The sequence below is a fragment of the Streptomyces sp. NPDC028910 genome, from assembly GCF_055564955.1.
The window spans coordinates 176619-201898 of the sequence record NZ_JBVHVF010000003.1 but is presented as its reverse complement, the minus strand read 5'-3'; the positions used below and the strand labels follow the sequence as shown (position 1 = coordinate 201898).

Here is a 25280-nt window from a genome sequence, read left to right as displayed (position 1 = left end):
GCCTCCCTCCGCCCCTGAGTCTTTATGCCGAGCTGATGTATCGACTCGATACATCCAGACGATAGAACGGGCCGCCCTGATCGACAAGGGGAGGCGTGGTGACCGGCGTCACATCACCAATTCGCGGGAGGCAGGTTGCCTGATTTGGGGTGAACTTCGGCACTGGTCGGGTTTTGAGCGTGCGTAGTCTGTGCGCCATGACACCGGGGGAACCGGAATTCATCTGCCGCTTCCAGGCCACTCGCCTGCCCGAGGAGTAGTCGTTCGATGAGCGAGCACCGTCGCAAACCGCCGCAGCCCCAGGGTGGTGGGCGCGCCGCCGCCCGCCGCGCCGCCCAGCAGCGCCCCGGCAGGGGCGCTGCGGCAAGACGTGACGTCCCCACCGCGTCACCCAGCGGCCCGTACGGACAGCAGCCCGCCGCCGGCAGTCGTGCCGAGGCCCGCCGGGCCGCCCAGAGAGGGTCCGCCGGCCGCGGAAGAGGAACCGGAAACGCCGCGCGCGGCGCCGGTCGCCCGGACAAGCGGCTGATCAACTACCCGCGGTCCGACCGGGACGGCTGGAAGCGCTTCGTACCGTCCTGGAAGTTCGTCTCCGGCACCGCCCTGGGCTTCTTCGCGGTCATGGTCGCCGGCGCCGGCATCGGCATCGCCCTGGTGAACACGCCCGACCCGCACAAGGCCGCCCAGGCGCAGAACAACGTCTTCTACTGGGAAGACGGCAGCCAGATGGTGGCGACCGGCGGTTCGATGAACCGGCAGATCGTGCCCATCTCGAGCATCCCCCGGTCGATGAGGGACGCCGTGATCGCGGCGGAGAACCAGTCCTTCGAGACGGACAAGGGCGTGGACCCGATGGGCATCGCCCGCGCCGTGTGGAATATGGCCACGGGCGGCTCGACCCAGGGCGGCTCGACCATCACCCAGCAGTACGTGAAGAACACCTACCTGGACTCCGAACAGACGCTCAAGCGGAAGGTCACCGAGCTCTTCATCGCGATAAAGCTGGGTGTCTCCGAGGAGAAGGACACCGTCCTCGCGGGCTACCTCAACACCGCCTACTACGGGCGGGACGCCTACGGCATCCAGGCCGCGGCCCGCGCCTACTTCGGCAAGGACAGCCAGGACCTGAACCCCGCCGAGTGCGCCTTCCTCGCCGCCGTGCTCAAGGGCCCCAACCTCTACAACCCGGACGGCGGCATCGGCGCCGCGGCCACGCCCGCCCTCAACGAGCAGCGGGCCAGGAAGCGCTGGGCCTGGGTGCTGGACCGCGAGGTCGAAGTCGGCCGGATGGACAAGGCCGAGCGGGAGAAGTACAAGGACGCGGACTTCCCCCCGCGCGTCGAATCGGAACAGGCCCGCGGCATGACGGGCCAGATCGGCTACCTGGTCGACACGGCCAAGGCCTACGTGATGAAGACCAAGGGCATCACTCCCGAGCAGATGGCCCTGGGTGGTTACCGGATCAAGACCACCTTCCAGAAGCCGAAGGTGGACGCCCTGGTCAAGGCGGTCGAGGACATCCGCAACGGGTTCATCGACGAGAAGAAACGCCCTGATACCGACACCTTCGTGCAGTTCGGCGCGGCCTCCGTGGACGTGAAGACCGGGGCCATCGTGGCCCTGTACGGCGGCCCGGGCTGGGACCAGAAGTACTTCAGCAACAACGCCAACACCAGCGGTGTCCCGGTCGGCTCGACCTGGAAGCCGTACGTGCTGGCGGCGGCGATGGAGTACGGCACCCAGTACTCCAAGGGCCAGGGCATCTCGGTCGACAGCAAGTACCAGGCCAACGACCTGACCGTGATCAACAACCGTGACGGCAAGCCCCTGCGCGATGCCTCCGGGAACCCCTTCAAGCAGAAGAACGAGGCCACCACCCCCTTCGGATACGTCGACCTCAACGAGGCGATGGAGAAGTCCATCAACGTCCCGTTCGCCCAGCTCGTCTTCGACGTCGGCCACGACAAGGTCCGCGAGGTGGCCACGTCCACGGGCCTCCTCCCGGAATCGCTGAACCCGAACAACGACGCCTCCTTCGCCCTGGGCACCTCGACGCCCAGCGCCATCCGGATGGCCGACTCGTACGCCACCTTCGCCGCCTCCGGTACGCACCGCGAGCCGTACTCCGTGATCGAAGTCGCGAAGAACGGCGAGAAGCTGTCCGGCTTCGAGCCCCCCAAGGACCAGCGGGCCATGGACGCCTCCGTCGCGGACAACATCACCAAGGTGCTGGAGAACGTCGTCCAGAACGGCACCGGCAAGAAGGCCAAGAAGCTGGGCCGGCCCGCGGCGGGCAAGACCGGTACCACGGACAAGAACAAGTCGGCGTGGTTCGTCGGCTACACCCCGGAGCTGTCCACCTCCGTCGCTCTCTTCCGCAGCGACCCCAATTCGGCGGACAAGGCGCTGATCTCCATGAACGGCGTCGGTGACATCCCCTCCATCCACGGTGGTGACATCCCGGCCGAGATCTGGACCGAGTACATGAGCGAGGCGCTCAAGGGCGTCCCGGCCAAGAACTTCCCGGAGGCCGAGGACATCGGCGTCACCGCCGACTCCGCCGGTGCCCCCTCCCCCACCCCCTCGGTCCTCGTGCCGCCGTCCGCGTCTCCGTCGACGCTCCCCCCGAGCTCCCCGCCGCCGTCCCCGAGCCCCTCCAAGGGCGGCAAGCCGTCCTGCAAGCCGTGGGAGCTGTACTGCGACCCGGACACCACGGGCGGGACCAGTGACGGAAGCACGAACAGCGGATCCAGCTCAGGGATCATCGCCGGCACCACCGGCGGATCCAGCGGATCGCCGTCGCCGACGAACACCGCCAAACCGGGCCGCCCGGGTGGCACCACCGGAGACGTCACCGGCAGCGAGGCCGAGTGATGGGCCCCGGCGCCCCGTGAGCCGAGGAAGGCCGTCGCACCCGCCGTGCGACGGCCTTCCCTCATGTCCGGCCCCGTACGGCAGGATGAGCCCATGACCAAGGTGCACGAGGACCGCCCCGTACTGCCCACGCAGCAGGACGAGGTCGCCGCAGCCGGCAGTGAGCTCATCGGTGGCCCGCTCGGCCGCTACGCCCGGCTCGGCGGCCACTGGCTGGGGCCGGTCCGCATCGTGGCCCTGATCGCCATCGGCATGTTCGCGCTCGGCATGGTGCAGAAGCTGCCCTGCTACGACTGGGCATGGTTCCGGGGAGCGGGCTCGCAGTACACGCACGCCTGCTACTCCGACATCCCGCACCTGTACGCGGTACGCGGTTTCGCCGACAACCTGACGCCCTACTTCGACCGGCTCCCCGGCGACATGGAGTATCTGGAGTACCCGGTGCTCACCGGGCTCTTCATGGAGATCGCCTCCTGGCTGACCCCCGGCAGCGGCTCCATGCAGCACCGCGAGCAGATGTACTGGATGGTCAACGCGGGCATGCTGATGGCCTGCGCGGCGGTCATCGCCGTCTGTGTGGCCCGTACCCACCGGCGCCGGCCCTGGGACGCCCTGCTCTTCGCCCTCGCGCCCGCCTTCGCACTGACGGCGACGATCAACTGGGACCTGCTGGCCATCGCACTGACCGCCGCCGGGATGCTCATGTGGTCGCGCGGGCGCTCGGTCCTCTTCGGCGTCCTCATCGGCCTGGCCACCGCTGCCAAGCTCTATCCCGTGCTGCTGCTCGGGGTGCTGTTCGTGCTCTGCTGGCGGGCGGGCAAGTGGCGCGACTTCGGCTCGGCCGTCGTCGGCGCGGCCGCGGCCTGGCTCGCGGTGAACCTGCCCGTCATGCTCTTGGCCTGGGACGGCTGGACGAAGTTCTACACCTTCAGCCAGGAGCGGCCCATCGACTTCGGATCCGTATGGCTGCTGATCTCCCAGCGCTCGGGCAACCCCCTGGACGGCGCGAACACGTACGCGACGGGGCTGACGCTCCTGCTGTGCGGGGCCATCGCACTGCTCACCCTGACCGCCCCCCGGCGGCCCCGGTTCGCGCAGCTGGCCTTCCTGGTGGTCGCCGTCTTCATCCTGTGCAACAAGGTCTACTCGCCGCAGTACGTGCTGTGGCTCATCCCGCTCGCCGCGCTGGCCCGGCCGCGCTGGCGGGACTTCCTGATCTGGCAGGCCGGCGAGGTCGTCTACTTCCTCGGGATCTGGTTCTACCTCGCCTACACGACCAGCGGGGACAAGCACCAGGGCCTGCCCGTGGAGGGCTACCAGCTGGCGATCGCCGCCCACCTGCTGACCACCCTCTACCTGTGCGCGGTCATCGTCCGGGACATCCTGATGCCCGAGCGGGACGTCGTGCGCCGGGACGGCTCGGACGACCCCTCCGGTGGCGTCCTGGACGGGGCCGAGGACGTGTTCGTGCTGTCGGACGCGGCGAGGGCGCCGCGGTACGCGGCGCCCTCGGAGGGACAGCGGGTCGACTGGGGCACGGGCCCCAGGCACTGACCTGGCCGGCTCAGGCGTCGAGCACCCGGTCGAACTGCGTGGTGGTGTGGCGCAGGTGCGCCACGAGCTCGTCGCCGACCTTCGGCTCGGTCGCGTCCGAGGGGACGAACAGGATCGAGACCTGCATGTGCGGAGGCTCCGCGAACCAGCGCTGCTTGCCCGCCCACACGAAGGGCGACAGGTTCCGGTTGACCGTGGCCAGGCCCGCCCGGGCGACGCCCTTGGCGCGCGGCATCACGCCGTGGAGCGCCTTGGGGGCCTCCAGGCCCACCCCGTGCGAGGTGCCGCCGGCGACCACGACCAGCCAGCCGTCGGAGGCGGCCTTCTGCTGGCGGTAGCCGAACCGGTCGCCCTTGGCCACGCGCGTGACGTCGAGGACCGCGCCGCGGTACTCGGTCGCATCGTGGTCGCCCAGCCACAGCCGGGTGCCGATGCGGGCCCGGAAGCGGGTCTGCGGGAACTGCTGCTGGAGCCGTGCCAGCTCCTGTGCCCGCAGGTGGCTGACGAACATGGTGTGCAGCGGCAGCCGGGCCGCGCGCAGCCGGTCCATCCAGCCGATGACCTCCTCGACGGCGTCCGAGCCGTCGGGGCGGTCCAGCGGCAGGTGCAGGGCGAAGCCCTCCAGCCGGACGTCCTCTATGGCCCCGTGCAGCTGGCCGAGGTCCTGCTCGGAGATTCCGTGACGGCGCATCGAGCTCATGCACTCGATGACCACACGGGCGCCGACCAGGCCGCGCACCCCCTCCAGCGAGGACACCGATCGGATGACCCGGTCCGGCAGCGGTACCGGCTCCTCGCCCCGCCGGAACGGGGTGAGGACGAGCAGGTCGCCGCCGAACCAGTCCTTGATGCTCGCGGCCTCGTACGTCGTCCCGACGGCGAGCACGTCGGCGCCCATCCGGGTCGCCTCCTCGCACAGCCGCTCGTGGCCGAAGCCGTAGCCGTTGCCCTTGCAGACCGGGATCATTCCGGGGAACTGGTCCTGGATCTGCTTCTGGTGCGCACGCCAGCGCGCGGTGTCGACGTAGAGCGTGAGCGCCATGCCCGTCCGGAACCTCTCCTGAGAAGCTGCGTGTGCAGCGGTGTTGTGTATGTGGATGGGGCGGGGTGGGGATCGGGTCAGCGGCGCGACATGTAGATGTCGAGTGCCTTGTGCAGGACCTTGTTGAGGGGGAAGTCCCACTCGCCGACGTACTCCACGGCCTCGCCGCCCGTGCCGACCTTGAACTGGATCAGACCGAACAGGTGGTCGTTCTCGTCCAGCGTGTCAGAGATGCCGCGCAGGTCGTAGACGCTCGCGCCGAGCGCGTACGAGTCGCGCAGCATGCGCCACTGCATCGCGTTCGACGGCCGGACCTCGCGCTTGTGGTTGGCGGAGGCACCGTAGGAGTACCAGACGTGCTGGCCGACGGTGAGCATCGTGGCGGCGGCCAGCGGCTCCCCCTCGTGCGTCGCGATGTAGAGGCGCATCCGGTTGGGGTCCTCGGAGTTGAGGGCCGTCCACTGGCGCTGGAAGTAGCTGAGCGGGCGCGGGCGGAACTTGTCGCGCTCGGCCGTGATCTCGTACAGGTGCTGCCAGGTCGGCAGGTCGTCGTAGCCGCCCTGGACGACCTCGACGCCGGCCTTCTCGGCCTTCTTGATGTTGCGGCGCCACAGCTGGTTGAAGCCCTTGAGGACGTCGTCCAGCGAGCGGTTGGCCAGCGGTACCTGGAAGACGTAGCGGGGCTGGACGTCGCCGAAGCCGGCGCCGCCGTCCTCGGCCTGCTGCCAGCCCATGCGGCGCAGCTTGTCGGACACCTCGAAGGCGCGGGGCTCGATGACCGAGGCCTCCACGTCGCGTAGACGCTTGACGTCGGGGTCCTGGATGCCGGCCTTGATGGCGGTCGAGTTCCAGCGGCGGATGACGACGGGCGGGCCCATCTTCACGGTGAAGGCGCCCTGTTGCTTGAGGTGGGCCAGCATCGGCTGGAGCCACTCCTCCAGGTTCGGGGCGTACCAGTTGATGACCGGGCCCTCGGGAAGGTACGCGAGGTACCGCTTCACCTTGGGCAGCTGTCGGTACAGGACGAGGGCCGCGCCGACGAGTTCTTCGGACTCGTTGAACCATCCCAGGTTCTCCGAACGCCACTCGTTCTTCACGTCGGCCCACGCCGGGACCTGGCAGTGGCTCGCCGAGGGCAGGCTCTGGAGGTAACCCAGATGCTGCTCTCGGCTGATGGTCCTCAGGGACAGGCTCATGCGGGGCGTCTCCTCCGGCGGCTTCGCTGGCTATGGCGCGAAGCCTACTGCGACAAGGGCGCCACCCATCTGGGGGACGGGCCGGGGGCCCGGGCCGGTGCGCGGCCGGCGCCCTGCCGCGGAGGTCCCCCGGTCAGCCCAGCCAGCCCCCGAAAAGGCCGCCGTGCGCCATTCCGAGGAAGAAGCCGATGGCTGCTGCGCCAAGGCCGATGATCAGTGCGAAGCGCTCGCGTGTCGTGACGGAGATGAACTGCCCGTACGCGCCGGTCAGGATTCCGATCAGCCCGGTCCACGAGCTGAGCAGGTGCAGGTGGTGGAAGAACCCCGTGACGAACGCCACGGCGCCGAGGACCAGGGTGACCGCCAGCAGGGTGTCCTGTAGCGGGTGGGGCTTGCCGTCGGTCGAGAAGAGCGAGATCGAGGACTTGGGTCGCGTTGCCTGTGCCATCGGAAAGGCACCTCCTGGCTGAAGCAGAGCGGTGCGCGGGGCCCGCCTCCGGAGGATCCGGGACATAGCACCGAGCACACCCGATGGATACAGATTGTGGCCCCCTCCTGCCGGATTTCAACCGGAAGGAGTCGAGCAGGTAGTCTGTACGGTCTGCGCGGTGTCTGCTCTCGGACACCGTGCGCACGCATCACGACCCTCCTGCCACGGAACGACCGTGGCCGCTGAGTCCAAAGGAGGTGGGTTCCACATGCGTCACTACGAAGTGATGGTCATCCTCGACCCCGATCTCGAGGAGCGCGCTGTCTCCCCGCTGATCGAGAACTTCCTTTCTGTCGTCCGTGAGGGCAACGGAAAGGTCGAGAAGGTCGACACCTGGGGCCGTCGTCGTCTCGCTTACGAGATCAAGAAGAAGCCCGAGGGCATCTACTCGGTCATCGACCTCCAGGCCGAGCCTGCGGTCGTCAAGGAGCTTGACCGACAGATGAACCTGAACGAGTCGGTTCTCCGGACCAAGGTCCTTCGCCCCGAGACCCACTGAACTTCGGTTCAGCGGTAATCGGGATCGAGTAGCACAGCAGCCCAGCAGCAATCCCCGCCGAGAGGTTCATCCATGGCAGGCGAGACCGTCATCACGGTCGTCGGCAATCTCGTCGACGACCCCGAGCTGCGCTTCACCCCCTCGGGTGCGGCGGTCGCGAAGTTCCGTGTCGCGTCCACCCCCCGCACCTTCGATCGTCAGACCAATGAGTGGAAGGACGGCGAGAGCCTGTTCCTGACCTGCTCGGTGTGGCGACAGGCGGCGGAGAACGTCGCTGAGTCCCTCCAGCGAGGCATGCGCGTCATCGTGCAGGGCCGGCTGAGGCAGCGGTCGTACGAGGACCGTGAGGGTGTCAAGCGCACGGTCTACGAGCTGGACGTCGAGGAAGTCGGCCCCAGCCTGAAGAACGCCACGGCCAAGGTCACCAAGACCACCGGTCGCGGCGGCCAGGGTGGATACGGCGGCGGCGGTCAGCAGCAGGGCGGCGGCGGCGGTAACTGGGGCGGAGCCCCCAGCACCGGTGCCCCGCAGGGCGGCGGAGCTCCCTCCGACGACCCGTGGGCGTCCAGCGCGCCGGCCGGTGGCCAGCAGCAGGGCGGCGGCGGGGGCGGCTGGGGCGGAAGCTCCGGCGGCTCCGGCGGTGGCTACTCGGACGAGCCGCCCTTCTAGGGCAGCTCGCATCCCCACTTCTTGATCACACAGGAGAGACACAATGGCGAAGCCGCCTGTGCGCAAGCCTAAGAAGAAGGTCTGCGCGTTCTGCAAGGACAAGACCGCGTACGTGGACTACAAGGACACGAACATGCTGCGGAAGTTCATTTCCGACCGCGGCAAGATCCGTGCCCGCCGCGTTACCGGCAACTGCACGCAGCACCAGCGTGACGTCGCCACGGCCGTGAAGAACAGCCGTGAGATGGCGCTGCTGCCCTACACGTCCACCGCGCGATAAGGAAAGGGTGACCGACTAATGAAGATCATCCTGACCCACGAGGTCTCTGGCCTCGGTACCGCCGGCGATGTCGTCGACGTCAAGGACGGTTACGCTCGCAACTACCTGGTCCCGCGTGGTTTCGCGATCCGCTGGACCAAGGGTGGCGAGAAGGACGTGGCGCAGATCCGCCGCGCCCGCAAGATCCACGAGATCGCGACCATCGAGCAGGCCAACGAGGTCAAGGCCAAGCTCGAGGGTGTGAAGGTCCGTCTGGCCACCCGCGCGGGTGACGCCGGTCGTCTCTTCGGTTCCGTGACCCCGGCCGACATCGCCACGGCGATCGAGTCCTCGGGCGGCCCGAAGGTCGACAAGCGCCGCGTCGAGCTGGGCTCCCCGATCAAGACCCTCGGTTCGTACCAGGTCTCCGTGCGTCTGCACGCCGACGTGGCCGCGAACGTGGGCATCGAGGTCGTCGCCGCCTAAGGGCTGCGTACGTGAAGGGCCGCACCCCGCTGGGGTGCGGCCCTTCGCCGTTGCCGGGCGCTCGTCGCTTCACCTGTCGGCCAGGGCGACGTTTCACGTGAAACGTCGGGTGACCCGTGCATGTTTCACGTGAAACATGCCGAAGGGTGTCGTGCCGTTCGGGCCCGACCCGCCTACCGCGTGGCTCCCGCGATCACCCACCGGCCCGAGTGGGCGCGCAGCTGGAGGGTGGCCATCCGGACCAGCATCATCAGTGTCATGGCCCACCAGAGCGTCGTCAGGCCGCCGCCCGCGACCGGGACGAGCAGCGCGGCCGGGATGAAGGCGGCCAGCGTCAGGAGCATGGCCCGGGCCAGGTAGCGGCCGTCGCCCGCGCCCATCAGTACGCCGTCGAGCACGAAGACGATGCCGGAGACGGGCTGCGCGAGGGCCACGACGAGCAGGGCGGGCAGCAGGGCTTCCTCGACCGCCGGATCACTGGTGAACAGCGGGATGAACACCGGGCGCGCCAGGACGACCAGCAGGCCGAGCACGACCCCCGAGACGATTCCCCACTGCACCATGCGGCGGCAGACGGCCTTGGCGCCCTCGGTGTCGCCTGCGCCCAGGTAGCGGCCGATGATCGCCTGCCCGGCGATCGCGATGGCGTCCAGAGCGAAGGCGAGCAGGCTCCACAGGGAGAGCAGTATCTGGTGCGCGGCGATGTCGGCGTCGCCGAGCCGGGCGGCCACGGCGGTCGCGATCATCAGGATGGCCCGCAGGGACAGGGTACGGACCAGCAGGGGCGCCCCGGCCTGGGCACAGGCCCGGATTCCCGCCGTGTCCGGGCGCAGCGAGGCGCCGTGCCGCCGGGCTCCGCGCACCACCACGACGAGGTAGGCGGCGGCCATGGCGCACTGGGCGATGACCGTGCCCCAGGCGGAGCCGGCGATGCCGAGGTCCGCACCGTAGACGAGCGCGGCGTTCAGGCCCGCGTTGAGGGCGAAGCCGCCGACGGCGACGTAGAGCGGGGTGCGGGTGTCCTGGAGGCCGCGGATGACGCCGGTGGCGGCCAGGACCATCAGCATGGCGGGAATGCCGAGAGCGGAGATCCGCAGGTAGGTGATCGCGTAGGGGGCGACGGTCTCGGAGGCCCCGAAGAGGGAGATCAGCGAGGGTGCCGCGGGCAGCACCACGGCGATGACGGCCCCGCCCAGAAGGAGAGCGAGCCATATGCCGTCCATGCCCTGCCGGATGGCCGCCTGCAGGTCGCCCGCACCGACCCGGCGGGAGACGGCCGCGGTGGTGGCGTAGGCGAGGAAGACGAAGACGCTCACGGCGGTGGTGAGCAGGGCGGCCGCGATGCCGAGGCCGGCCAGCTGGGGAGTGCCGAGGTGTCCCACGATGGCGCTGTCGACCATCACGAAGAGGGGCTCGGCGACGAGGGCGCCGAAGGCGGGCACAGCGAGCGCGAATATCTCGCGGTCGTGCCGTCCCGGCCTCGCCTTGGGTGCTGCGACGGCCTGTGTCATGCGCTCAATCTAATCTTCCACAGGTAATGGATGCAACCCAGCTTAGATCCTTACCGTAGCGCTGACTTGCGCGTTCCTTCCACCTCGTTGGAGGCGATCTTGAGACAGTGGCCAAGAATTTTCTCTTCCACGGTCTTCGGAGAAGAAAGTTGCAGGTCAGCCGGGGTGGAGGGGCGGGTCAGGTGATTTTGTCCACAGCGTCGTCCCCCGGTCCGTGCACAGCTTCCGGCGACTTACCCACAGCATTGGCGCCGTCGTCCACAACTCATCCACACAGCCTGTGGATAACCAGATTGGCTGACGCCGCTCCCGGCCCTACCGTGGTGCGTTGCCCGGCTCGCCAACAGCCGACTCGGGTGCCCCATATGTCAGAGCCGTGTCGTAGAAAGAGTGACACGGCGAGGTCCGCTTTGCGGACGGGAGGAGGCGGCCCGGTGAGCATGCCCGAGCCCATGGACGACCCCTGGGCCGACAGCAGTCCGGGTGACCGTCTGCCCGCCCGTTCGCGCCGCAACGGTGAAGGTCGCGGCCGCGGGGACGAACAGCACGACCGGGGCCGTGAGGGCGGCTCGTGGGACGGCGGCGGTGGCGGCTTCGAGCGCGTTCCGCCGCAGGACCTCGACGCCGAACAGTCCGTGCTCGGCGGCATGCTGCTGTCGAAGGACGCCATCGCCGATGTCGTCGAGGTCCTGAAGGGCCACGACTTCTACCGGCCCTCGCACGAGACGATCTACCAGGCCATCCTCGACCTCTACGCCAAGGGCGAGCCGGCCGACCCGATCACCGTCGGCGCCGAGCTGACCCGGCGCGGCGAGATCAGCAAGGTCGGCGGGGCCTCGTACCTGCACACCCTGGTCCAGTCCGTACCGACGGCGGCGAACGCCGAGTACTACGCGGAGATCGTCCACGAGAGAGCCGTCCTGCGGCGCCTGGTCGCCGCCGGTACGAAGATCACGCAGATGGGATACGCGGCCGACGGCGACGTCGACGAGATCGTCAACAGCGCCCAGGCCGAGATCTACGCGGTCACCGAGCAGCGGACCTCCGAGGACTACCTGCCGCTCGGCGACATCATGGAGGGCGCCCTCGACGAGATCGAGGCGATCGGTTCGCGCAGCGGCCAGATGTCGGGCGTCCCCACCGGCTTCACGGACCTGGACTCGCTGACCAACGGCCTGCACCCCGGCCAGATGATCGTCATCGCCGCCCGCCCCGCCATGGGCAAGTCCACGCTCGCGCTGGACTTCGCCCGGGCCTGCTCCATCAAGAGCAACCTGCCGAGCGTGATCTTCTCCCTCGAAATGGGACGCAACGAGATCGCCATGCGCCTGCTGTCGGCGGAGGCCCGGGTGGCGCTGCACCACATGCGCTCGGGCACGATGACGGACGACGACTGGACCCGGCTGGCCCGCCGGATGCCGGACGTCTCCGCCGCCCCGCTCTACATCGACGACTCCCCCAACCTGTCGATGATGGAGATCCGTGCCAAGTGCCGTCGGCTCAAGCAGCGCAACGACCTCTCGCTCGTGGTCATCGACTACCTCCAGCTGATGCAGTCGGGTGGCTCACGCCGTCCCGAGAGCCGCCAGCAGGAGGTCTCGGACATGTCCCGAAACCTCAAGCTGCTGGCGAAGGAGCTGGAGGTCCCCGTGATCGCGCTCTCTCAGCTCAACCGTGGTCCGGAACAGCGCACCGACAAGAAGCCGATGGTCTCCGACCTGCGTGAATCGGGCTCGATCGAGCAGGACGCGGACATGGTGATCCTGCTGCACCGCGAGGACGCGTACGAGAAGGAGTCCCCCCGCGCGGGCGAGGCCGACCTGATCGTGGCGAAGCACCGTAACGGCCCCACGGCCACGATCACGGTGGCCTTCCAGGGCCACTATTCGCGCTTCGTGGACATGGCCAACACGTAACGACGTACGCTGTGGGATCTCAGATTCCGTGGACGAGTCTCACGAAGACCTCAGCTCACTTCGCCGGAACCTGACGGATGGGAGACGTCGACGGTGTCAGGTCCGCGAACGAAGTCGGCCACGCGACGTCATCGATGGCGAGCCACGGCGCAGCGGCTACGGCGGTGGGTGTCACCCCGGTGAACGCTTTGACCTCGCGGTGGAGGTGGGCCTGGTCGACGTAGCCGCCTGCGGCCGCCACGCGGGCGGCGGCGTTACCCGCCGCGAGGAGATGGGCGGCGTGGTCGAAGCGCACCAGCCGGGCGGCGTGCTTGGGGGTGAGGCCGATCTGGGACCGGAAGCGGGACCACAGGCGCTTACGGCTCCATCCCACCTCGTTCGCCAGGCTGTCGACGCGCACCCGTCCCCGACTGGTGAGCATCATCCCCCAGGCAGCGGCCACCTCTGGATCAAGCGACGGGCGGGCGCTCATCCGTCGGCCAAGGGCATCCAGTGCGATTGTGAACCGCTCGTCCCACGACGCGGCGGCCCGCAGCCTTTCTTCGGCTCGCCCGGCGTCGCGGCCCCAGACATCCTCCAGGGAGACCACCGTCCCGCTGAGGTCGGTCGATGCGCCGAGCACCGCAACCGCCAGGACCGGCGACAACCGGATCTGGAGGCACTCGATCCCCCCGGCCGCCCGGCCTCCGAGCCGAAGGTCGCCCGGTACCAGTCCAACGACCGTACTGCCGCATTCGCGCCGGCCGTGGACGTCGTAGACAAGGCTGTCTCCGTCGCTCAGGTCCACGAACAGAGTGACCGAGGGGTGCGCGACCATAGCGATATCCACGCGCGCCGGAGCACGTTGGCGGAACCCAGCCATGCTGACCCCCGGCAGCCGGCCCGGCTGCCGGGGCACGGCGACCTCCACCGACGCCCAGTCAGGTGGTGATTCGGTGGACTTCACAGCACCAGGCTAGGCGATGGGTGTCAGCGGCCCGTCGCTGCGAAGCGCAGCAGCAACTCGCCGGTCGCCTCCGGCGCTTCGAGCATGGGGAAGTGCCCGACGTCGGGCAGCTGCTCGACTCGCGCGTTCGGCACCGTCTCGTAGTGGTGCACGGAAGACGGATCCCAGCGGCGGTCGGCAGCGCCGAAGATCACCAGAACCGGGACGTCGAGTGCGGTCAGGCGCGCGGGTACGCTCCTCTCGGCGATGTACGCGCCGTTTTGGCGCAGCACCGTCCTGAACGTGCGGTAGCCAATGCCCCGTACATCGGCGACCAAGTCGTCCGGGACGTCCACCGGGCGGTTGCACACCGCGGTCACCCCCCGGCGGAGCATCGCGTCGGAACGGATTCTCCATAGAAGCGGGCCGAGCGGCGGGTCGATCAGGACCCGAAGGAGGACCGGCTGCGGAAGGAGCGCGTCGGGACTCGGGCCACTGCTGATCAGTGCGAGCGAACCCACCAGGTCCGGGCGCTGTTCGGCGAGGGCGGTGGCGATGTATCCGCCGCTGGAGTGCCCGGCCACGGTGACCGGACGAAGGCCGAGCTCATCGAGCGCCGCGGCCAGGCTGGCTGCCTGCTCAGGCACGTCGTACGACGGCGCGGGCGGGGACTGACCGTGGCCCGGGAGGTCGATCCGGATGACGTGATACCGGCTGGCCAGTGCCGGCACTACCGGGCCCCAGGAGCTGCCCGAGGCCCCCGATCCGTGGATGAGCACTAGCGGCGGCGCCTCCCGCGGGCCGTCGTGGACCACGTGCATCCCGTGCAAGTGCTTACCGTCGTAGATACCCATACGCGGGAGGATGCCTGGGCTGCCGGCCCTCGGTCTTGTACAAATGTCGTCACGGGGCCGACGAGCGCCAGGACTTCCGTCTCCACGGCGAGCGGGACTTCCGCGAACGCCAGGCCGTTTGAGATCGGCAGACGCTACATACGCCAAGGTGTGGTACCTACACGATCATGGATGAGTTTTCTGAGGACGTGGAACTTCTCCCTGCCACCAGACGTGCGCTCCGGCACCGGATCGCCGTCGCGCAGAGCGAAGGACGGGCGCCGTCCGTGGTGGCGGCCGTCGTGCGGGGAGGTGAGGTCGTCTGGGAGGGCTCTCGGACCTCGGTCGAGGGACACGGTCCGGACGGGGACGTCCAGTACCGGATCGGGTCGATCAGCAAGACCTTCACCGCCGTTCTGGTGATGCGCCTGCGGGACGAGGGGCTGCTGGAGCTCGCGGATCCGCTGGAGAAGCACCTGCCGGGGACCGGCGCCGGCGAGGTCACCATCGGCCAGTTGCTGGCTCACACCGGCGGGTTGGGGGCGGAGACGCCCGGCGAGTGGTGGGAGCGCACCCCCGGCGACATGCGGCCCGAGCTCGCCGACGTACTGGGCGAGGACCCGTTCAGGCTCACGCCGGGAAGCAGGCACCACTACTCCAACCCGGGTTACACCCTGCTGGGTTCGCTGGTCGGGACGCTGCGCGGAATGCCGTGGGAAGAGGCCCTGCGGACCGAGGTGCTGGAACCCCTGGGGCTGGACCGCACGAGTGGACAGCCGCAGGCCCCGCACGCGGGCGGCTGGGCGGTGCATCCGTGGGCGGACGTGATGATGCCCGAGCCGTTGGAGGACCTGGGGCTGATGGCCCCGGCCGGTCAGCTGTGGTCCACGACCCGCGACCTGGCACGGTTCGCCGACTTCCTGCTGCGCGGTGACGAGCGGGTCCTGAGCGCCGAGTCCGTACGGGATATGCGTACGCCGGCAGCGCCCCCCGAGCCCGGTTTCGCCGATCTCGGTTACGGGCTGGGGATGCAGCTGACGGCCGACGGCGCACGAAGGCTCGCGGGGCACAGCGGATCGCTGCCGGGGTTCGTCGCGGGGCTGTGGCTGAGCGAGGCGGACGACGTGGCGGCGGTGGTGCTGGCGAACTGCACCTCGGGGCTCGCGGCGACGGCGGTGGCCGTGGACCTCGTCGGGATCGTGGCGGATGCCGAGCCGCGGTTCCCGCAGCCGTGGCGGCCCTTCCTGGAGTCGGATCACGTGCCGCTGGAGCTGTGCGGCCCCTGGTACTGGGGGACTTCGGCGCACGTGGTGCGGCTGGCGGCGGACGGGTCACTGGAGCTGGGGCCGGTGGGCGGGACCGGGCGTACGGCCCGTTTCCGGGCCGAGCCGGACGGCAGCTGGACCGGGCTGTCCGGCTACTACGCCGGTGAGACGCTGCGGGCGGTGCGTCGCGAGGACGGGTCGGTCAGCCACCTCGATCTGGCGTCCTTCGTGTTCACACGTGAGCCGTACGACGCCCAGGCCCCGGTGCCCGGCGGGGTGGACCCAGAGGGCTGGCGGGGCATCGGCTGACGGTTCAGGGCTTCCTGGCCCGGCTCAGGCGACGAGTTCGCGCTCCAGCGGGGTTCGGAAGCGCGGGGTGATCCGGGCGTCGCCCACCCATGCGGCGAGGCGGGCGGCCTCGGCGGCGATCGCCTTCTCGGCGGTGCGGCCGGGGCCGGCGAGCAGCCGCCAGACCACCTCGCCGTCGGAGCGCTGGGCCCAGCCGCCGACGATCTCGCCGTTCCACCACACGGTGGGGCCGATGTTGCCGGCGTAGTCGAAGAGGGCGGCCCTGTGGGCGGGGTCGAGGTGGAAACCGCGGTCTGCCCAGCCCATCCCGGTCGGGTCGAGGCCGGGCAGCAGCGCGGCCCAGGGCTCCGGGGCCGGTTCGGGCGCGGTGTCCCCGGGACTGACGAGGGCGGTGGTGCCGTCTTCGAGGCGGACCTGGTCGGGGCCCACGGCGGCGAGGGCCTTGCGGGCGTCCGTGAGGGTCCAGCCGGTCCACCACTTGAGGTCGGCCTCGGTGGCGGGGCCGTACGCGTGCAGCCATCGGCGGGCGATCTCCGCGCGGGCCTCGGCGGCGGGTACGGCGGGCCAGGGCTCGGTGTGCACCCAGCGGTACTGGCTGGAGGTCCACGATCCACGCGGCCGCGCGCGGCGGATCCGGCCCTCGGCGGCCAGCAGGCGGATGACACGCGTGGCGACACCGGTGTGCGTCTCGTACTTCTTGCCCCGGCCGACCGTGAGCTTCTGCCGCAGGGCGGGCACGACGGCGGACAACTGGCTGCCCGTGGCGGGGCCGAGGGCGTCGAGTGCGTCGAGCGCGGCGGCCTCGGCCCGGGCCAGCCACTCGGCGTCGAGTCCCTGCCCGTCCTCGTCGAGGTGTTTGAGGAGGGTGCGGCGCTCCTTGACGGCGATGGCCCGGGCGGTCGAGGCGTCGACGTACGGGGCGAGTTCCGCCGAGACCGCGAAGAGCGTGTTGCGCATGCTGAGCAGCCGCACGAGGCTGACGTCCTCGTAGAGCGCTCGCTCGACCGCCTCGGGGCCGCCTTCGGTGAGCCGGGCGCGGGCGGAGAGGAAGATGGTCGCGGCGTCGGTGGCGTGCAGGGCGACGACGGAGTCCGCCGCCTCGGCCACGGTGGTGGCGCGGGCCGAGGGAGCCAAGCGGTGGCGTCGGCCGAGCCGGTGGCGGCGCTCGGCGGTGGTGACGAGGGGGAGGAGGGGGCTCATCCTCCCGATCGTAGGCCGGGCCGCCGGCACGCGGCCCGGCCTGCCGCCGGCCGGTCAGAGCTGCAGCTTGAACCCGACGTGGGAGGCGGTGAACCCGAGCCGCTCGTAGAAGCGGTGGGCGTCGGTCCGCGTCCCGTCCGAAGTCAGCTGCACGAGGCCGCACTTCTCGCTACGGGACTTCTCGACTGCCCATTCGACGAACCGGGTGCCCAGCCCGCTGCCGCGCTCGTCCGCATGGACGCGGACGCCCTCGATGACGGAGCGGGTGGCTCCCTTGCGGGAGAGGCCGGGGACGATCGTCAGCTGGAGGGTGCCCACGACACGGCCCGCGCGGACGGCGACGACCACGTGCTGATTCGGGTCGTCGGTGAGGCGCCTCAGGGCCGCGAGGTACGGGGTGAGGTCCTCCGGGGACTCGCGGGTGGCGCCGAGCGGGTCGTCGGCCAACATGGCGACGATGGCGGGCAGATCGGCCTCGGTGGCGGGCCGGATCGCCAGCTCGGAGGTGTCGGTCACGAGGGGTCTTCCTCTCTCAGCCCGCGGCCACGGTCAGGGGCGCCCAGCGGCGGGTCCAGTCGCCGGGCAGGTCGGGGACGTCACGGGTCATGACGGCGTTGAAGGCCACGGATTCCAGGCCGCGCTCCTTGAGCCAGGCGAGGAGCTCCTCGTGCCGTACGTCGACGTCGGTGCGCAGCGCCCGGTCGGTGCCCAGGGCGAGCGCGGTGATCAGCGACTGGGCGGTAGCGGTGTCATGGGCGATCAGCGGACCGATGACATGGGTGTCCATGTTGGGCCAGGCCGCGGCGTAGCCCGTGAGCGTGCCGTCTCCGGCGGGGTCTTCGGCGACCATCAGCTGATCGGCGAAGGCGGGCAGCCGGGTGATCATGTGCGTGCGGTCGGTGCCGAAGACCTCGGCGTCCAGACGCAGGATGCGCGGCAGGTCCTCGGCGGTGGCGGGCCGGACCCTGGGAGTGCCGTACGCGTCGGCGGCGCCCTCGGGCCGGAAGACGCCCTTCAGCATCTCGGCGCGGCCCGTGGTCTCGAAGCCGAGCTCCTCGTACAGGGGGCGTCCGTAGGGAGTGGCGTGGAGGGTGAGGGGGACGCCCTTGAGTACGCCGTCGCAGACGTGGGTCATCAGACGGCGACCCAATCCCTGGCGGGCGTAGCGGTCGGCCACGAGGACCATCCCGATGGCGGCGAGCTCCGGTCCGGCATGAGTGGTGCCGTACCGGGTGACGACGCAGACGGCCGCGAGTCCCTGGCCGTCCGGGGCATCGACGCCATAGCCGTCTCCGGCGGCGAGGAGCAATCCCCACTTGTGGTCCTCGCGCAGCCAGCCGCGGTCTTCGGACAGGTCGGCGCAGCGGCGGAGATCGTCCACGGTCAGCGCTCGGATCGGCAGATCGGTGATGTGTGGTGGTGTCACCGACTCAGACTGGATCATCGACCGGGAGCCGTCCAGGGGATTCGGGCGCGGATGTTTCACGTGAAACAAGGGGTACTTTCCTACAGCGGCCGCCGAAGATGTTTCACGTGAAACACGGTGTTTCACGTGAAACGGAGCCACTAGCCTCGATGGCTATGACTGTCCTGCACCTCTTCGACCTCGACGGCACGCTGATGTACGGCTCGGCGGCGCCGGTTGAGATCTCCCGCCAGCTCGGACTCAGCACCGAGATCGCCGCACTGGAACGGGCCTTCGGCGCGCAGGAGATCGGGCCGCATCAGTTCTCGGTGGCAGCGCACGCGCTCTGGGCCGAACTGACGCCCGCGCACGTCCGGGCGGCGTTCGACGGAGCCCCTTGGCTCACGGGCATCCGGGACGTGTGGCAGGAGATCCGGGAGCGCGGGGACTACTGTGCGGTGATCTCCTTGTCGCCGTCCTTCTTCGTGGAGCTGCTGCTGGAGTGGGGCGCGCATGCCGCGCACGGGTCGGTCTTCCCGGAGGTGCCGTTCACCAGGCCCGTGGAGGAAGCCGGGATCCTGACACCCGAGGGCAAGGTCACGGTGGCGGACCGGCTGTGCGCGCAGTTCGGTGTGAGCCTGGACGACTGTGTCGCGTACGGGGATTCGGTGACCGACGCGATGCTCTTCGAGGCGGTGCCGGTCTCGGTGGCGGTCAACGCGCGGCCGTATCTGGCAGCGCGCGCTACCCACGTCTATGAGGGCCGGGACTTGCGGGAGGCCTACCAGCTCGTGACGATGGCGCGCCCGGGAGTTGACGCATCTTAGGAGGAAAGTGGGTTCGAAACCCGGATTTTCCGCATTCCCCCGCAGCCCTATGGACCGGCTGGCACGCTGTGAAACCCGGAACCACGGATTCAAGGCCGTGGCGTGTGCAGACCGACCGAGATGTTCGAAGCGAGGCACCACATGGACGCTCCGCCCACCAGATCGGCCAGACACGAATCGGGCCGGATACCCGCTGAGGGCGGTGCGACCGAGCCCTCACCGGATGCCGTGCTCATCCGCCGGACCCTCGCGGAGATCGCCCCCGTCGCCGACAAGGTGACCTCGTACTTCTACGCTCTGGTCTTCACCGGGCACCCGGAAGTGCGGGGCATGTTCCCCGCGGCCATGGACGCGCAGCGCGACCGGCTCCTGAAGGCGCTGCTGACCGCCGCCGAGCACATCGACAATCCGGCAGTACTCGTGCCCTACCTGCGCCGACTGGGCACGGGCCACCGCAAGTACGGCACCATGGCAGGCCATTACCCGGTGGTCGGCGAAGCCCTCGTCGGGGCGCTGGCCCGGTACGCGGAGCAGAGCTGGGGGCCGGAGGCGGAGGCCGCCTGGGTACGGGCGTACACCGCGATCTCCCAGATCATGATCGACGCGGCGGCGGAGGACGAGGCGAAGGCCCCGGCGTGGTGGCACGCCGAGGTGGTCTCCCATGATCTGCGCACCCCGGACATCGCCGTGCTGACGGTCCGCCCCGACCAGCCGTACGCCTTCCTGGCCGGCCAGTACACGAGCCTGGAGACCCCGTGGTGGCCGCGGGTGTGGCGGCACTACTCCTTCGCCTCGGCGCCGCGCGCCGACGGCCTGCTGTCCTTCCACGTCAAGGCCGTCCCCGCGGGCTGGGTCTCCAACGCACTCGTGCGGCACGCCCGCCCGGGAGACGTGCTGCGTCTCGGACCGCCGGCCGGCTCGATGGTGGTGGACCACACCACGGACAACGGGATGCTGTGCCTGGGCGGGGGCACCGGTATCGCCCCGATCAAGGCGCTGATCGAGGACGTGGCCGGGCACGGTGAGCGGCGGCCGGTGGAGGTGTTCTTCGGGGCGCGCAGCGCCGACGACCTGTACGACAAGGACACGCTGCTGGGGCTGCAGCGCTCCCATCCGTGGCTGTCGGTGCGCCCGGTGGTCGGCGACGGTCTGGCCGGGCAGCTGCCGCAGGCGGTGGGTGAGCACGGGCCGTGGAGTTCGTACGACGCGTTCGTCTCGGGGCCGCCCGCGATGATCAGGAGCGGGGTGGACGAGCTCCTGCGGATCGGCATTCCCGGCGAGCGGATCCGGCACGACGCGGTGGAGGAGCTGGCCGGCATCGCCGGCTGAGACCGGCGGGCAGCCCACCGGTCTCCGGCCGGCCTCAGCCCAGGTCGGGAGCGTGCATGGCGCGGACGCCCTCGATATTGCCGTCGAGGTAGTGCCGCAGGGACAGCGGGACGAGATGGACGGCGGCGATGCCCACCCGGCTGAAGGGCACGCGGACGATCTCGTACTCGCCCTCGGGCTCGTCGATCTCGGGGCCGTGCCGCAGGCTCGGATCCATCGATTCGAGGCGGCAGACGAAGAAGTGCTGCACCTTCACGCCGGTCACCCCACCGTCGGCGATGTGCTCGACGGTGTCGACGAAGCAGGGCACGACGTCGGTGATCTTCGCGCCGAGTTCTTCGTGGACCTCCCGGTGGAGCGCGTCGACGACGGTGGCGTCCGAGGGCTCCACTCCCCCGCCGGGGGTGAGCCAGTACGGATCGACGCCGGGCTTGGTGCGTTTGATGAGGATCAGGTCGTCACCGTCGAGCAGGATCGCGCGGGCGGTGCGTTTGACCACTGGACGTTCGGTCATGGGAGAAGAGTGGCCCACCGCTCCGCTTCTGAAACGCGCCACGGGCCGGAAAAGGGCGGCTCACCAGTGACGCGGAGTCAACCAGCCTTGTCGCGTGGTTCTTCGCGCGCGGAATCCGGGGTGGTCCGAGCCACCATGAAGAGGCTCGGACCGCCCTTCCGCAGCCTGTTCAGCCGTGACCACCCGCGGAGTCGAGGGCACGCAGGACGTCCGCGACCAGGTCCTCCGTGTCCTCGGCCCCCGCGGAGAAGCGGATGAAGCCCTCCGGCACGGCGTCACCGCCCCACCGTCCGCGCCGCTCGGCGGTGGACCGCACTCCGCCAAAACTCGTGGCGTCCTCGACCAGGTGCAGAGCGGCCATGAACCGTTCCGCGTGCGCGCGGTCGGGCAGGGTGAAGGAGACCACCGATCCGAAGCCCCGCATCTGGCGGACGGCCGTCTTGTGGGAGGGGTCCGTGGCCAGGCCCGGGTAGCGCAGCCCGGTCACGTCGGATCGGTCGGTGAGCGCCTCGGCGACGGCCAGTGCGTTGGTCCACTGACGCTGCGCACGCAGCTGGATCGTGGCCAGCGAGCGATGGGCGAGCCAGGCCTCCATGGGGCCCGGGATCGCGCCGACGATCTTGCGCCACCGCCGGATGTGCGCGGCGAGTTCCGGGTCGCGGCAGACGACGTATCCGAGCAGCACGTCGCCATGGCCGGTGAGGCCCTTGGTACCGCTCGCCACCGAGAAGTCCGCCCCGAGCTCCAAGGGACGCTGCCCGAGCGGGGTGGCGAGGGTGTTGTCGACGGCGACCAGCGTCCCGCCGGCGTGCGCGGCGAGCGCGAGGCGTCGTACGTCGCACACGTCGAGCCCGGGATTGGACGGGGTCTCGATCCACAGCAGCCGGGCTCCGTCGAGGACCGAGAGCTGGGAGTCGTCGCCGGTCGGGGCGGTGCGCACGTGGATCCCGTACGCCTCCAGCTGCTCCCGCAGCAGAGGCAGCGCCTGGTAGCCGTCGTCGGGCAGGACGACGGTGTCGCCCGAGCGCGCCTGGGAGAGGAGGACGGCGGAGACCGCCGCCATGCCGGAGGCGAAGACGACGGTGTGCACGTCCTGGCCGGGGGCCTCCAGTTCCCCGATCGCCCGTTCCAGCAGGGTCCAGGTGGGGTTGGTGTCGCGGCCGTAGGCGTACGGGCCTTCGACGTCGCCCGGGAGGTGGAAGTGGGCGGCGAAGACCGGTCCTGGCAGGGGCGGCTCGTTCTTGACGGGCTCGGGCAGTCCGGCGCGGACGGCCCGGGTGCCGTCGCCGAGCGGAGCCGGGCCGGGCGGCCCGGCCTCTTCGGGGGCGTACTCGTTCACGCGGTGTGCTCCTTCACGGCCTCGCGTACGGCGGCCCGGTCAGTCCTTGTCGGGCAGGACGAGGTTCAGGGCCCAGGAGACGATGGAGATGATGAGGCCGCCGAGGACCGCGGTCCAGAAGCCGTCGACGTGGAAGCTGAGGTCGAGCTTGCCGGCCAGCCAGGAGGTCAGCAGCAGCATCAGGGCGTTCACGACGAGGGTGAACAGGCCCAGGGTGAGGATGAACAGCGGCAGGGAGAGCAGCTTCACCACGGGCTTGACGATGAAGTTGACCAGGCCGAAGACCAGCGCGACCAGGATCAGGGTGAGCGTACGGCGGCCCAGGCTGCTGCCGTCGTCGAGCGTGATGTCGGCAAGCAGCCAGATGGCCACGGCCAGGGCTGCCGCGTTGGCGAGCGTCTTGACTACGAAATTCGTCATGTGTCTGATCGTGGCAGAGAAGATCCCGGTGGGACATCCGCAGAACAGCGGATGCGACGGCACGATCGAGTACAAGGGGCACAACCACGATGAAAGCCTTCCGGCTTGACGAGCTCGAAGCGGAGCGGGCCGCCAATGACGGCGCCTATCTGCAGTTCCTGCGCGAGCGGAACATGTCGGTCGGGCTGTACGCGCTCGACGCCGGCCAGGTCGATCCGCAGCAGCCGCACCGCCAGGACGAGGTGTACTTCGTCGTGAGCGGGCGCGCCTCGATCACGGTCGGGGAGGAGACGACCACCGTGGCACGCGGCAGCGTGGTCTACGTCCCGGCGGGCGTCCCGCACAAGTTCCACCACATCACCGAGGACCTGAAGGTGATGGTGGTGTTCTCCCCGCCGGAGAGCTGAGCCGAGCCGAGCCGAGCCGAGCTGAGCCGAGCGCAGCGGCGGCCGGGTGAGGGTCGCGGCCCTGATCCCCCTAAGGGGCGGATCAGGGGACTCCGAGGGCTCGCCGGCCCCCGTACGAGGCCGTGCCCTCCTAGCATCGGGTGCAGGAAGTCACGGACGAGGAAGAGGTCGAGGACATGGACGGCATCCGAGGGATATTCGCAGGCATGCCCTGGTGGGTTAAGTGGATCGCCGTTCCACTGCTGGCGCTGTTCGTGTTCGGCGGTGTGATCACCAGCGTCCTGGGCGCGCTGATCGGGTTCGTCTTCAAGCTGCTCCTCTTCGTCGCCCTCGTCGGCGGCCTGATCTTCGTGGTGAAGAAGTTCAGTGGCGGCGCTTCGAAGTCCTCCTCCGGTGAGTGGTAGGAGGGGGCGGGCCGGCGGCTGCGGGATTGAGCCAGCTGAGGGAACGTGAGGCACTAAACCGTCCACACCGTGGGAATCGGCGGATAGAGTGGCAATCTGTGCCGATCCCTGGGCACCGAAAGCCGGAACTGCCGCCCTGACCTGCGGTGATGTTAACGAGCCGCCGAGTACGACCCCCAGGAGCCACGGCAGACGCGGGGGCGGCCCCCGCAGGGCGGGCCTCCCCCAAGGCCCACCGCCACGCCTGGGGGTGAGCTTTGTCTTCGGTTCACAATGCCGGTGTGCCGACTCTGATCGGTTCGGTGCAGAGGGCTCTGAGGCTGCTCGAAGCAGTGGGGTCCCACCGTGAGGGAGCACCGGCGAAGCAACTGGCGCGCGAGGCCGGGCTCCCGCTTCCCACCGCGTACCACCTGTTGCGGACCCTGACGCACGAGGGCTATCTGCGCAGGGAGGGCGGGGTCTTCGTACTGGGCGCAGCCGCGGGGCGGCTGGCCGGTGGCGGACTCCAGCAGAAACGTCGCAGCATGATCCTCGACTCCCTCGCGCACTTCCGCGACGCGGTCGGGGCACCCGTCTACTTCGCGGTCTACCGCGAGGGTGAGATCGAGGTCGTGGGTGTCTCGGACACCCCGGCCAACCCGGCCTGCCAGGAGTGGGCCGACTTCCGGGAGACCGGCCACGCGCACGCCATCGGCCAGTGCCTGCTCGGACAGCTCGACGAGAAGACGCGCAAGGACCACTACGACCGTCACCCGGTCGAGCCCATCACCCCTTATACCGTGCCGGATCTACGGTCCCTGGAGCACCGGATCGGGGCGCTCGGACGAATGCAGCCAGTGACCGAACGCCAGGAATATGCTCTTGGCACGGTCTGTGCCGCCATCCCCATCACGGCCGGCGATACCGCCGCCACCATGGCGATTTCTCTACCCCTCCATCACCAAGACCGATTGCTCTATGTAGTCGATCGACTACGGAGTGAAGTAGGCGCGCTGTTGAGCACCCTCTCCTTCTCTATCAGTATCTGAAAACTCACTCCTTGTGATCTGCTAGCGCTTCCACCACTCTTGTCAAGAGGGCCCTGGGGGATCATTCCTGGCCACTTCCACTACAGCGGGGTAGGCAATGCGCGAGTCGGTACAGGCAGAGGTCATGATGAGCTTCCTCGTTTCCGAGGAGCTCTCGTTCCGTATTCCGGTGGAACTCCGGTACGACGCTCGGGACCCGTACGCGGTCCGCCTGACCTTCCACCTTCCCGGAGACGCGCCCGTGACGTGGGCGTTCGGCCGGGAACTCCTCCTCGACGGCATCAACAAGCCGTGCGGTGACGGCGATGTGCACATCGCCCCCACCGATCCCGACGATCTGTCCGATGTCCACATCCGGCTACAGGTCGGTGGCGACCGGGCCCTGTTCCGTGCCGGCGCGGCTCCGCTCGTCGCGTTCCTCGACCGGACCGACCGGCTCGTTCCGCTCGGTCAGGAGCGGAACCTGGGCGACTTCGAGGAGAACCTCGACGAGGCGCTCGACAAGATCCTGACCGAGTCGCGGCAGAACGAGCAGAACGCCGGCTGACCCGACCCGACCCGCCCGACCCGACCCGCCCG

26 protein-coding genes are annotated in these 25280 nt (G+C 69.6%); 14 read left to right on the top strand and 12 right to left on the bottom strand.

Features of this window, described 5'->3' with window-relative positions; genetic code table 11:
- The first annotated feature begins 267 nt into the window (after positions 1-267).
- Complete coding sequence (locus ACZ4TV_RS05780) at positions 268-2874, top strand: transglycosylase domain-containing protein (protein ID WP_468131060.1); 2607 nt, start codon at positions 268-270, stop codon at positions 2872-2874.
- A gap of 93 nt (positions 2875-2967) precedes the next feature.
- Complete coding sequence (locus ACZ4TV_RS05775; protein WP_468131058.1) at positions 2968-4428, top strand: glycosyltransferase family 87 protein; 1461 nt, start codon at positions 2968-2970, stop codon at positions 4426-4428.
- A gap of 10 nt (positions 4429-4438) precedes the next feature.
- Here ACZ4TV_RS05775 and ACZ4TV_RS05770 read toward each other — a convergent pair whose 3' ends face one another.
- The 3 genes from ACZ4TV_RS05770 to ACZ4TV_RS05760 all read right to left on the bottom strand — a co-directional run bounded on the left by ACZ4TV_RS05770 (position 4439) and on the right by ACZ4TV_RS05760 (position 7114).
- Positions 4439-5470, bottom strand: coding sequence for an alanine racemase (locus ACZ4TV_RS05770; protein WP_468131056.1), 1032 nt, complete (start codon positions 5468-5470; stop codon positions 4439-4441).
- A gap of 77 nt (positions 5471-5547) precedes the next feature.
- Positions 5548-6666, bottom strand: a complete 1119-nt coding sequence (locus tag ACZ4TV_RS05765) for a lipid II:glycine glycyltransferase FemX (protein WP_468131054.1) — start codon at positions 6664-6666, stop codon at positions 5548-5550.
- A gap of 133 nt (positions 6667-6799) precedes the next feature.
- Positions 6800-7114, bottom strand: a complete 315-nt coding sequence (locus ACZ4TV_RS05760) for a hypothetical protein (protein ID WP_468131052.1) — start codon at positions 7112-7114, stop codon at positions 6800-6802.
- 250 nt (positions 7115-7364) lie between these two features.
- Here ACZ4TV_RS05760 and rpsF point away from each other — a divergent pair, with 250 nt between their 5' ends.
- The 4 genes from rpsF (at position 7365) to rplI (ending at position 9069) form a co-directional block, all read left to right on the top strand.
- On the top strand, positions 7365-7655 hold the full coding sequence (gene rpsF / locus ACZ4TV_RS05755; RefSeq protein WP_004950685.1) for a 30S ribosomal protein S6: 291 nt from the start codon (positions 7365-7367) through the stop codon (positions 7653-7655).
- 72 nt (positions 7656-7727) lie between these two features.
- Positions 7728-8324: a single-stranded DNA-binding protein gene (locus ACZ4TV_RS05750; RefSeq protein WP_468131050.1), complete on the top strand. Its 597-nt coding sequence runs from the start codon at positions 7728-7730 to the stop codon at positions 8322-8324.
- A gap of 43 nt (positions 8325-8367) precedes the next feature.
- Complete coding sequence (rpsR, locus tag ACZ4TV_RS05745) at positions 8368-8604, top strand: 30S ribosomal protein S18 (RefSeq protein ID WP_005315025.1); 237 nt, start codon at positions 8368-8370, stop codon at positions 8602-8604.
- A gap of 18 nt (positions 8605-8622) precedes the next feature.
- Positions 8623-9069, top strand: a complete 447-nt coding sequence (rplI, locus tag ACZ4TV_RS05740) for a 50S ribosomal protein L9 (protein ID WP_468131048.1) — start codon at positions 8623-8625, stop codon at positions 9067-9069.
- Between the two features lie 173 nt (positions 9070-9242).
- Here the strand turns inward: rplI and ACZ4TV_RS05735 are convergent, their stop codons facing one another.
- Positions 9243-10580, bottom strand: coding sequence for an MATE family efflux transporter (locus tag ACZ4TV_RS05735; protein ID WP_468131046.1), 1338 nt, complete (start codon positions 10578-10580; stop codon positions 9243-9245).
- A 452-nt stretch (positions 10581-11032) separates the two neighbouring features.
- Here ACZ4TV_RS05735 and dnaB point away from each other — a divergent pair, with 452 nt between their 5' ends.
- The gene (gene dnaB / locus ACZ4TV_RS05730; RefSeq protein WP_468131454.1) at positions 11033-12496 is read left to right on the top strand and encodes a replicative DNA helicase; all 1464 of its coding nucleotides are present in this window, start codon (positions 11033-11035) and stop codon (positions 12494-12496) included.
- 55 nt (positions 12497-12551) lie between these two features.
- Here dnaB and ACZ4TV_RS05725 read toward each other — a convergent pair whose 3' ends face one another.
- Positions 12552-13442, bottom strand: coding sequence for a helix-turn-helix domain-containing protein (locus ACZ4TV_RS05725; protein WP_468131044.1), 891 nt, complete (start codon positions 13440-13442; stop codon positions 12552-12554).
- 23 nt (positions 13443-13465) lie between these two features.
- Positions 13466-14275, bottom strand: a complete 810-nt coding sequence (locus tag ACZ4TV_RS05720) for an alpha/beta fold hydrolase (protein ID WP_468131042.1) — start codon at positions 14273-14275, stop codon at positions 13466-13468.
- Positions 14276-14442: 167 nt separating this feature from the next.
- On the opposite strand from ACZ4TV_RS05720, the gene ACZ4TV_RS05715 reads away from it, so the two are divergent.
- On the top strand, positions 14443-15828 hold the full coding sequence (locus ACZ4TV_RS05715; protein ID WP_468131040.1) for a serine hydrolase domain-containing protein: 1386 nt from the start codon (positions 14443-14445) through the stop codon (positions 15826-15828).
- Positions 15829-15852: 24 nt separating this feature from the next.
- Here the strand turns inward: ACZ4TV_RS05715 and ACZ4TV_RS05710 are convergent, their stop codons facing one another.
- The 3 genes from ACZ4TV_RS05710 to ACZ4TV_RS05700 are packed head-to-tail and all read right to left on the bottom strand — an operon-like array spanning position 15853 to position 18454.
- A complete protein-coding gene (locus ACZ4TV_RS05710) occupies positions 15853-17028 on the bottom strand; it encodes a winged helix DNA-binding domain-containing protein (RefSeq protein ID WP_468131038.1) in 1176 nt (391 codons plus the stop codon).
- Positions 17029-17082: 54 nt separating this feature from the next.
- Complete coding sequence (locus tag ACZ4TV_RS05705) at positions 17083-17544, bottom strand: GNAT family N-acetyltransferase (protein WP_468131036.1); 462 nt, start codon at positions 17542-17544, stop codon at positions 17083-17085.
- A 16-nt stretch (positions 17545-17560) separates the two neighbouring features.
- Complete coding sequence (locus ACZ4TV_RS05700) at positions 17561-18454, bottom strand: GNAT family N-acetyltransferase (RefSeq protein WP_468131034.1); 894 nt, start codon at positions 18452-18454, stop codon at positions 17561-17563.
- 155 nt (positions 18455-18609) lie between these two features.
- Here ACZ4TV_RS05700 and ACZ4TV_RS05695 point away from each other — a divergent pair, with 155 nt between their 5' ends.
- Positions 18610-19260 carry an HAD family hydrolase gene (locus ACZ4TV_RS05695; protein ID WP_468131032.1) on the top strand — a complete coding sequence of 217 codons (651 nt, stop codon included), beginning with the start codon at positions 18610-18612 and terminating at the stop codon, positions 19258-19260.
- A 228-nt stretch (positions 19261-19488) separates the two neighbouring features.
- Positions 19489-20589: a globin domain-containing protein gene (locus tag ACZ4TV_RS05690; RefSeq protein ID WP_468131030.1), complete on the top strand. Its 1101-nt coding sequence runs from the start codon at positions 19489-19491 to the stop codon at positions 20587-20589.
- Positions 20590-20623: 34 nt separating this feature from the next.
- Here ACZ4TV_RS05690 and ACZ4TV_RS05685 read toward each other — a convergent pair whose 3' ends face one another.
- The 3 genes from ACZ4TV_RS05685 to ACZ4TV_RS05675 form a co-directional block, all read right to left on the bottom strand.
- Positions 20624-21103 carry an NUDIX domain-containing protein gene (locus ACZ4TV_RS05685; protein WP_468131028.1) on the bottom strand — a complete coding sequence of 160 codons (480 nt, stop codon included), beginning with the start codon at positions 21101-21103 and terminating at the stop codon, positions 20624-20626.
- A 169-nt stretch (positions 21104-21272) separates the two neighbouring features.
- Positions 21273-22442, bottom strand: a complete 1170-nt coding sequence (locus ACZ4TV_RS05680) for a cystathionine gamma-lyase (protein WP_468131026.1) — start codon at positions 22440-22442, stop codon at positions 21273-21275.
- Positions 22443-22481: 39 nt separating this feature from the next.
- Complete coding sequence (locus tag ACZ4TV_RS05675; protein WP_468131024.1) at positions 22482-22862, bottom strand: phage holin family protein; 381 nt, start codon at positions 22860-22862, stop codon at positions 22482-22484.
- 89 nt (positions 22863-22951) lie between these two features.
- Here ACZ4TV_RS05675 and ACZ4TV_RS05670 point away from each other — a divergent pair, with 89 nt between their 5' ends.
- The 4 genes from ACZ4TV_RS05670 to ACZ4TV_RS05655 all read left to right on the top strand — a co-directional run bounded on the left by ACZ4TV_RS05670 (position 22952) and on the right by ACZ4TV_RS05655 (position 25248).
- Positions 22952-23269 carry a cupin domain-containing protein gene (locus ACZ4TV_RS05670; protein WP_319721218.1) on the top strand — a complete coding sequence of 106 codons (318 nt, stop codon included), beginning with the start codon at positions 22952-22954 and terminating at the stop codon, positions 23267-23269.
- Positions 23270-23445: 176 nt separating this feature from the next.
- Positions 23446-23673 (top strand): DUF5326 family protein, encoded by a 228-nt coding sequence (locus tag ACZ4TV_RS05665; protein WP_468131452.1) that lies wholly within the window; start codon positions 23446-23448, stop codon positions 23671-23673.
- A gap of 257 nt (positions 23674-23930) precedes the next feature.
- Complete coding sequence (locus ACZ4TV_RS05660; protein ID WP_468131021.1) at positions 23931-24701, top strand: IclR family transcriptional regulator; 771 nt, start codon at positions 23931-23933, stop codon at positions 24699-24701.
- A 97-nt stretch (positions 24702-24798) separates the two neighbouring features.
- Positions 24799-25248 (top strand): SsgA family sporulation/cell division regulator, encoded by a 450-nt coding sequence (locus tag ACZ4TV_RS05655; protein ID WP_468131019.1) that lies wholly within the window; start codon positions 24799-24801, stop codon positions 25246-25248.
- Positions 25249-25280 lie beyond the last annotated feature (32 nt).

Excerpts from the sequence above, each read along its gene's own strand:
- ACZ4TV_RS05655 (WP_468131019.1), top strand. The coding sequence starts at position 24,799 with ATGCGCGAGTCGGTACAGGCAGAGGTCATGATGAGCTTCCTCGTTTCC.
- dnaB (WP_468131454.1), top strand. The coding sequence starts at position 11,033 with ATGGACGACCCCTGGGCCGACAGCAGTCCGGGTGACCGTCTGCCCGCC.
- ACZ4TV_RS05695 (WP_468131032.1), top strand. The coding sequence starts at position 18,610 with ATGACTGTCCTGCACCTCTTCGACCTCGACGGCACGCTGATGTACGGC.
- ACZ4TV_RS05720 (WP_468131042.1), bottom strand. The coding sequence starts at position 14,275 with ATGGGTATCTACGACGGTAAGCACTTGCACGGGATGCACGTGGTCCAC.
- ACZ4TV_RS05685 (WP_468131028.1), bottom strand. The coding sequence starts at position 21,103 with ATGACCGAACGTCCAGTGGTCAAACGCACCGCCCGCGCGATCCTGCTC.
- rpsR (WP_005315025.1), top strand. The coding sequence starts at position 8,368 with ATGGCGAAGCCGCCTGTGCGCAAGCCTAAGAAGAAGGTCTGCGCGTTC.
- ACZ4TV_RS05710 (WP_468131038.1), bottom strand. The coding sequence starts at position 17,028 with ATGAGCCCCCTCCTCCCCCTCGTCACCACCGCCGAGCGCCGCCACCGG.
- ACZ4TV_RS05715 (WP_468131040.1), top strand. The coding sequence starts at position 14,443 with ATGGATGAGTTTTCTGAGGACGTGGAACTTCTCCCTGCCACCAGACGT.
- ACZ4TV_RS05670 (WP_319721218.1), top strand. The coding sequence starts at position 22,952 with ATGAAAGCCTTCCGGCTTGACGAGCTCGAAGCGGAGCGGGCCGCCAAT.
- ACZ4TV_RS05780 (WP_468131060.1), top strand. The coding sequence starts at position 268 with ATGAGCGAGCACCGTCGCAAACCGCCGCAGCCCCAGGGTGGTGGGCGC.
- ACZ4TV_RS05750 (WP_468131050.1), top strand. The coding sequence starts at position 7,728 with ATGGCAGGCGAGACCGTCATCACGGTCGTCGGCAATCTCGTCGACGAC.
- ACZ4TV_RS05675 (WP_468131024.1), bottom strand. The coding sequence starts at position 22,862 with ATGACGAATTTCGTAGTCAAGACGCTCGCCAACGCGGCAGCCCTGGCC.
- ACZ4TV_RS05665 (WP_468131452.1), top strand. The coding sequence starts at position 23,446 with ATGGACGGCATCCGAGGGATATTCGCAGGCATGCCCTGGTGGGTTAAG.
- ACZ4TV_RS05765 (WP_468131054.1), bottom strand. The coding sequence starts at position 6,666 with ATGAGCCTGTCCCTGAGGACCATCAGCCGAGAGCAGCATCTGGGTTAC.
- ACZ4TV_RS05760 (WP_468131052.1), bottom strand. The coding sequence starts at position 7,114 with ATGGCACAGGCAACGCGACCCAAGTCCTCGATCTCGCTCTTCTCGACC.
- rplI (WP_468131048.1), top strand. The coding sequence starts at position 8,623 with ATGAAGATCATCCTGACCCACGAGGTCTCTGGCCTCGGTACCGCCGGC.
- ACZ4TV_RS05775 (WP_468131058.1), top strand. The coding sequence starts at position 2,968 with ATGACCAAGGTGCACGAGGACCGCCCCGTACTGCCCACGCAGCAGGAC.
- ACZ4TV_RS05770 (WP_468131056.1), bottom strand. The coding sequence starts at position 5,470 with ATGGCGCTCACGCTCTACGTCGACACCGCGCGCTGGCGTGCGCACCAG.
- ACZ4TV_RS05735 (WP_468131046.1), bottom strand. The coding sequence starts at position 10,580 with ATGACACAGGCCGTCGCAGCACCCAAGGCGAGGCCGGGACGGCACGAC.
- rpsF (WP_004950685.1), top strand. The coding sequence starts at position 7,365 with ATGCGTCACTACGAAGTGATGGTCATCCTCGACCCCGATCTCGAGGAG.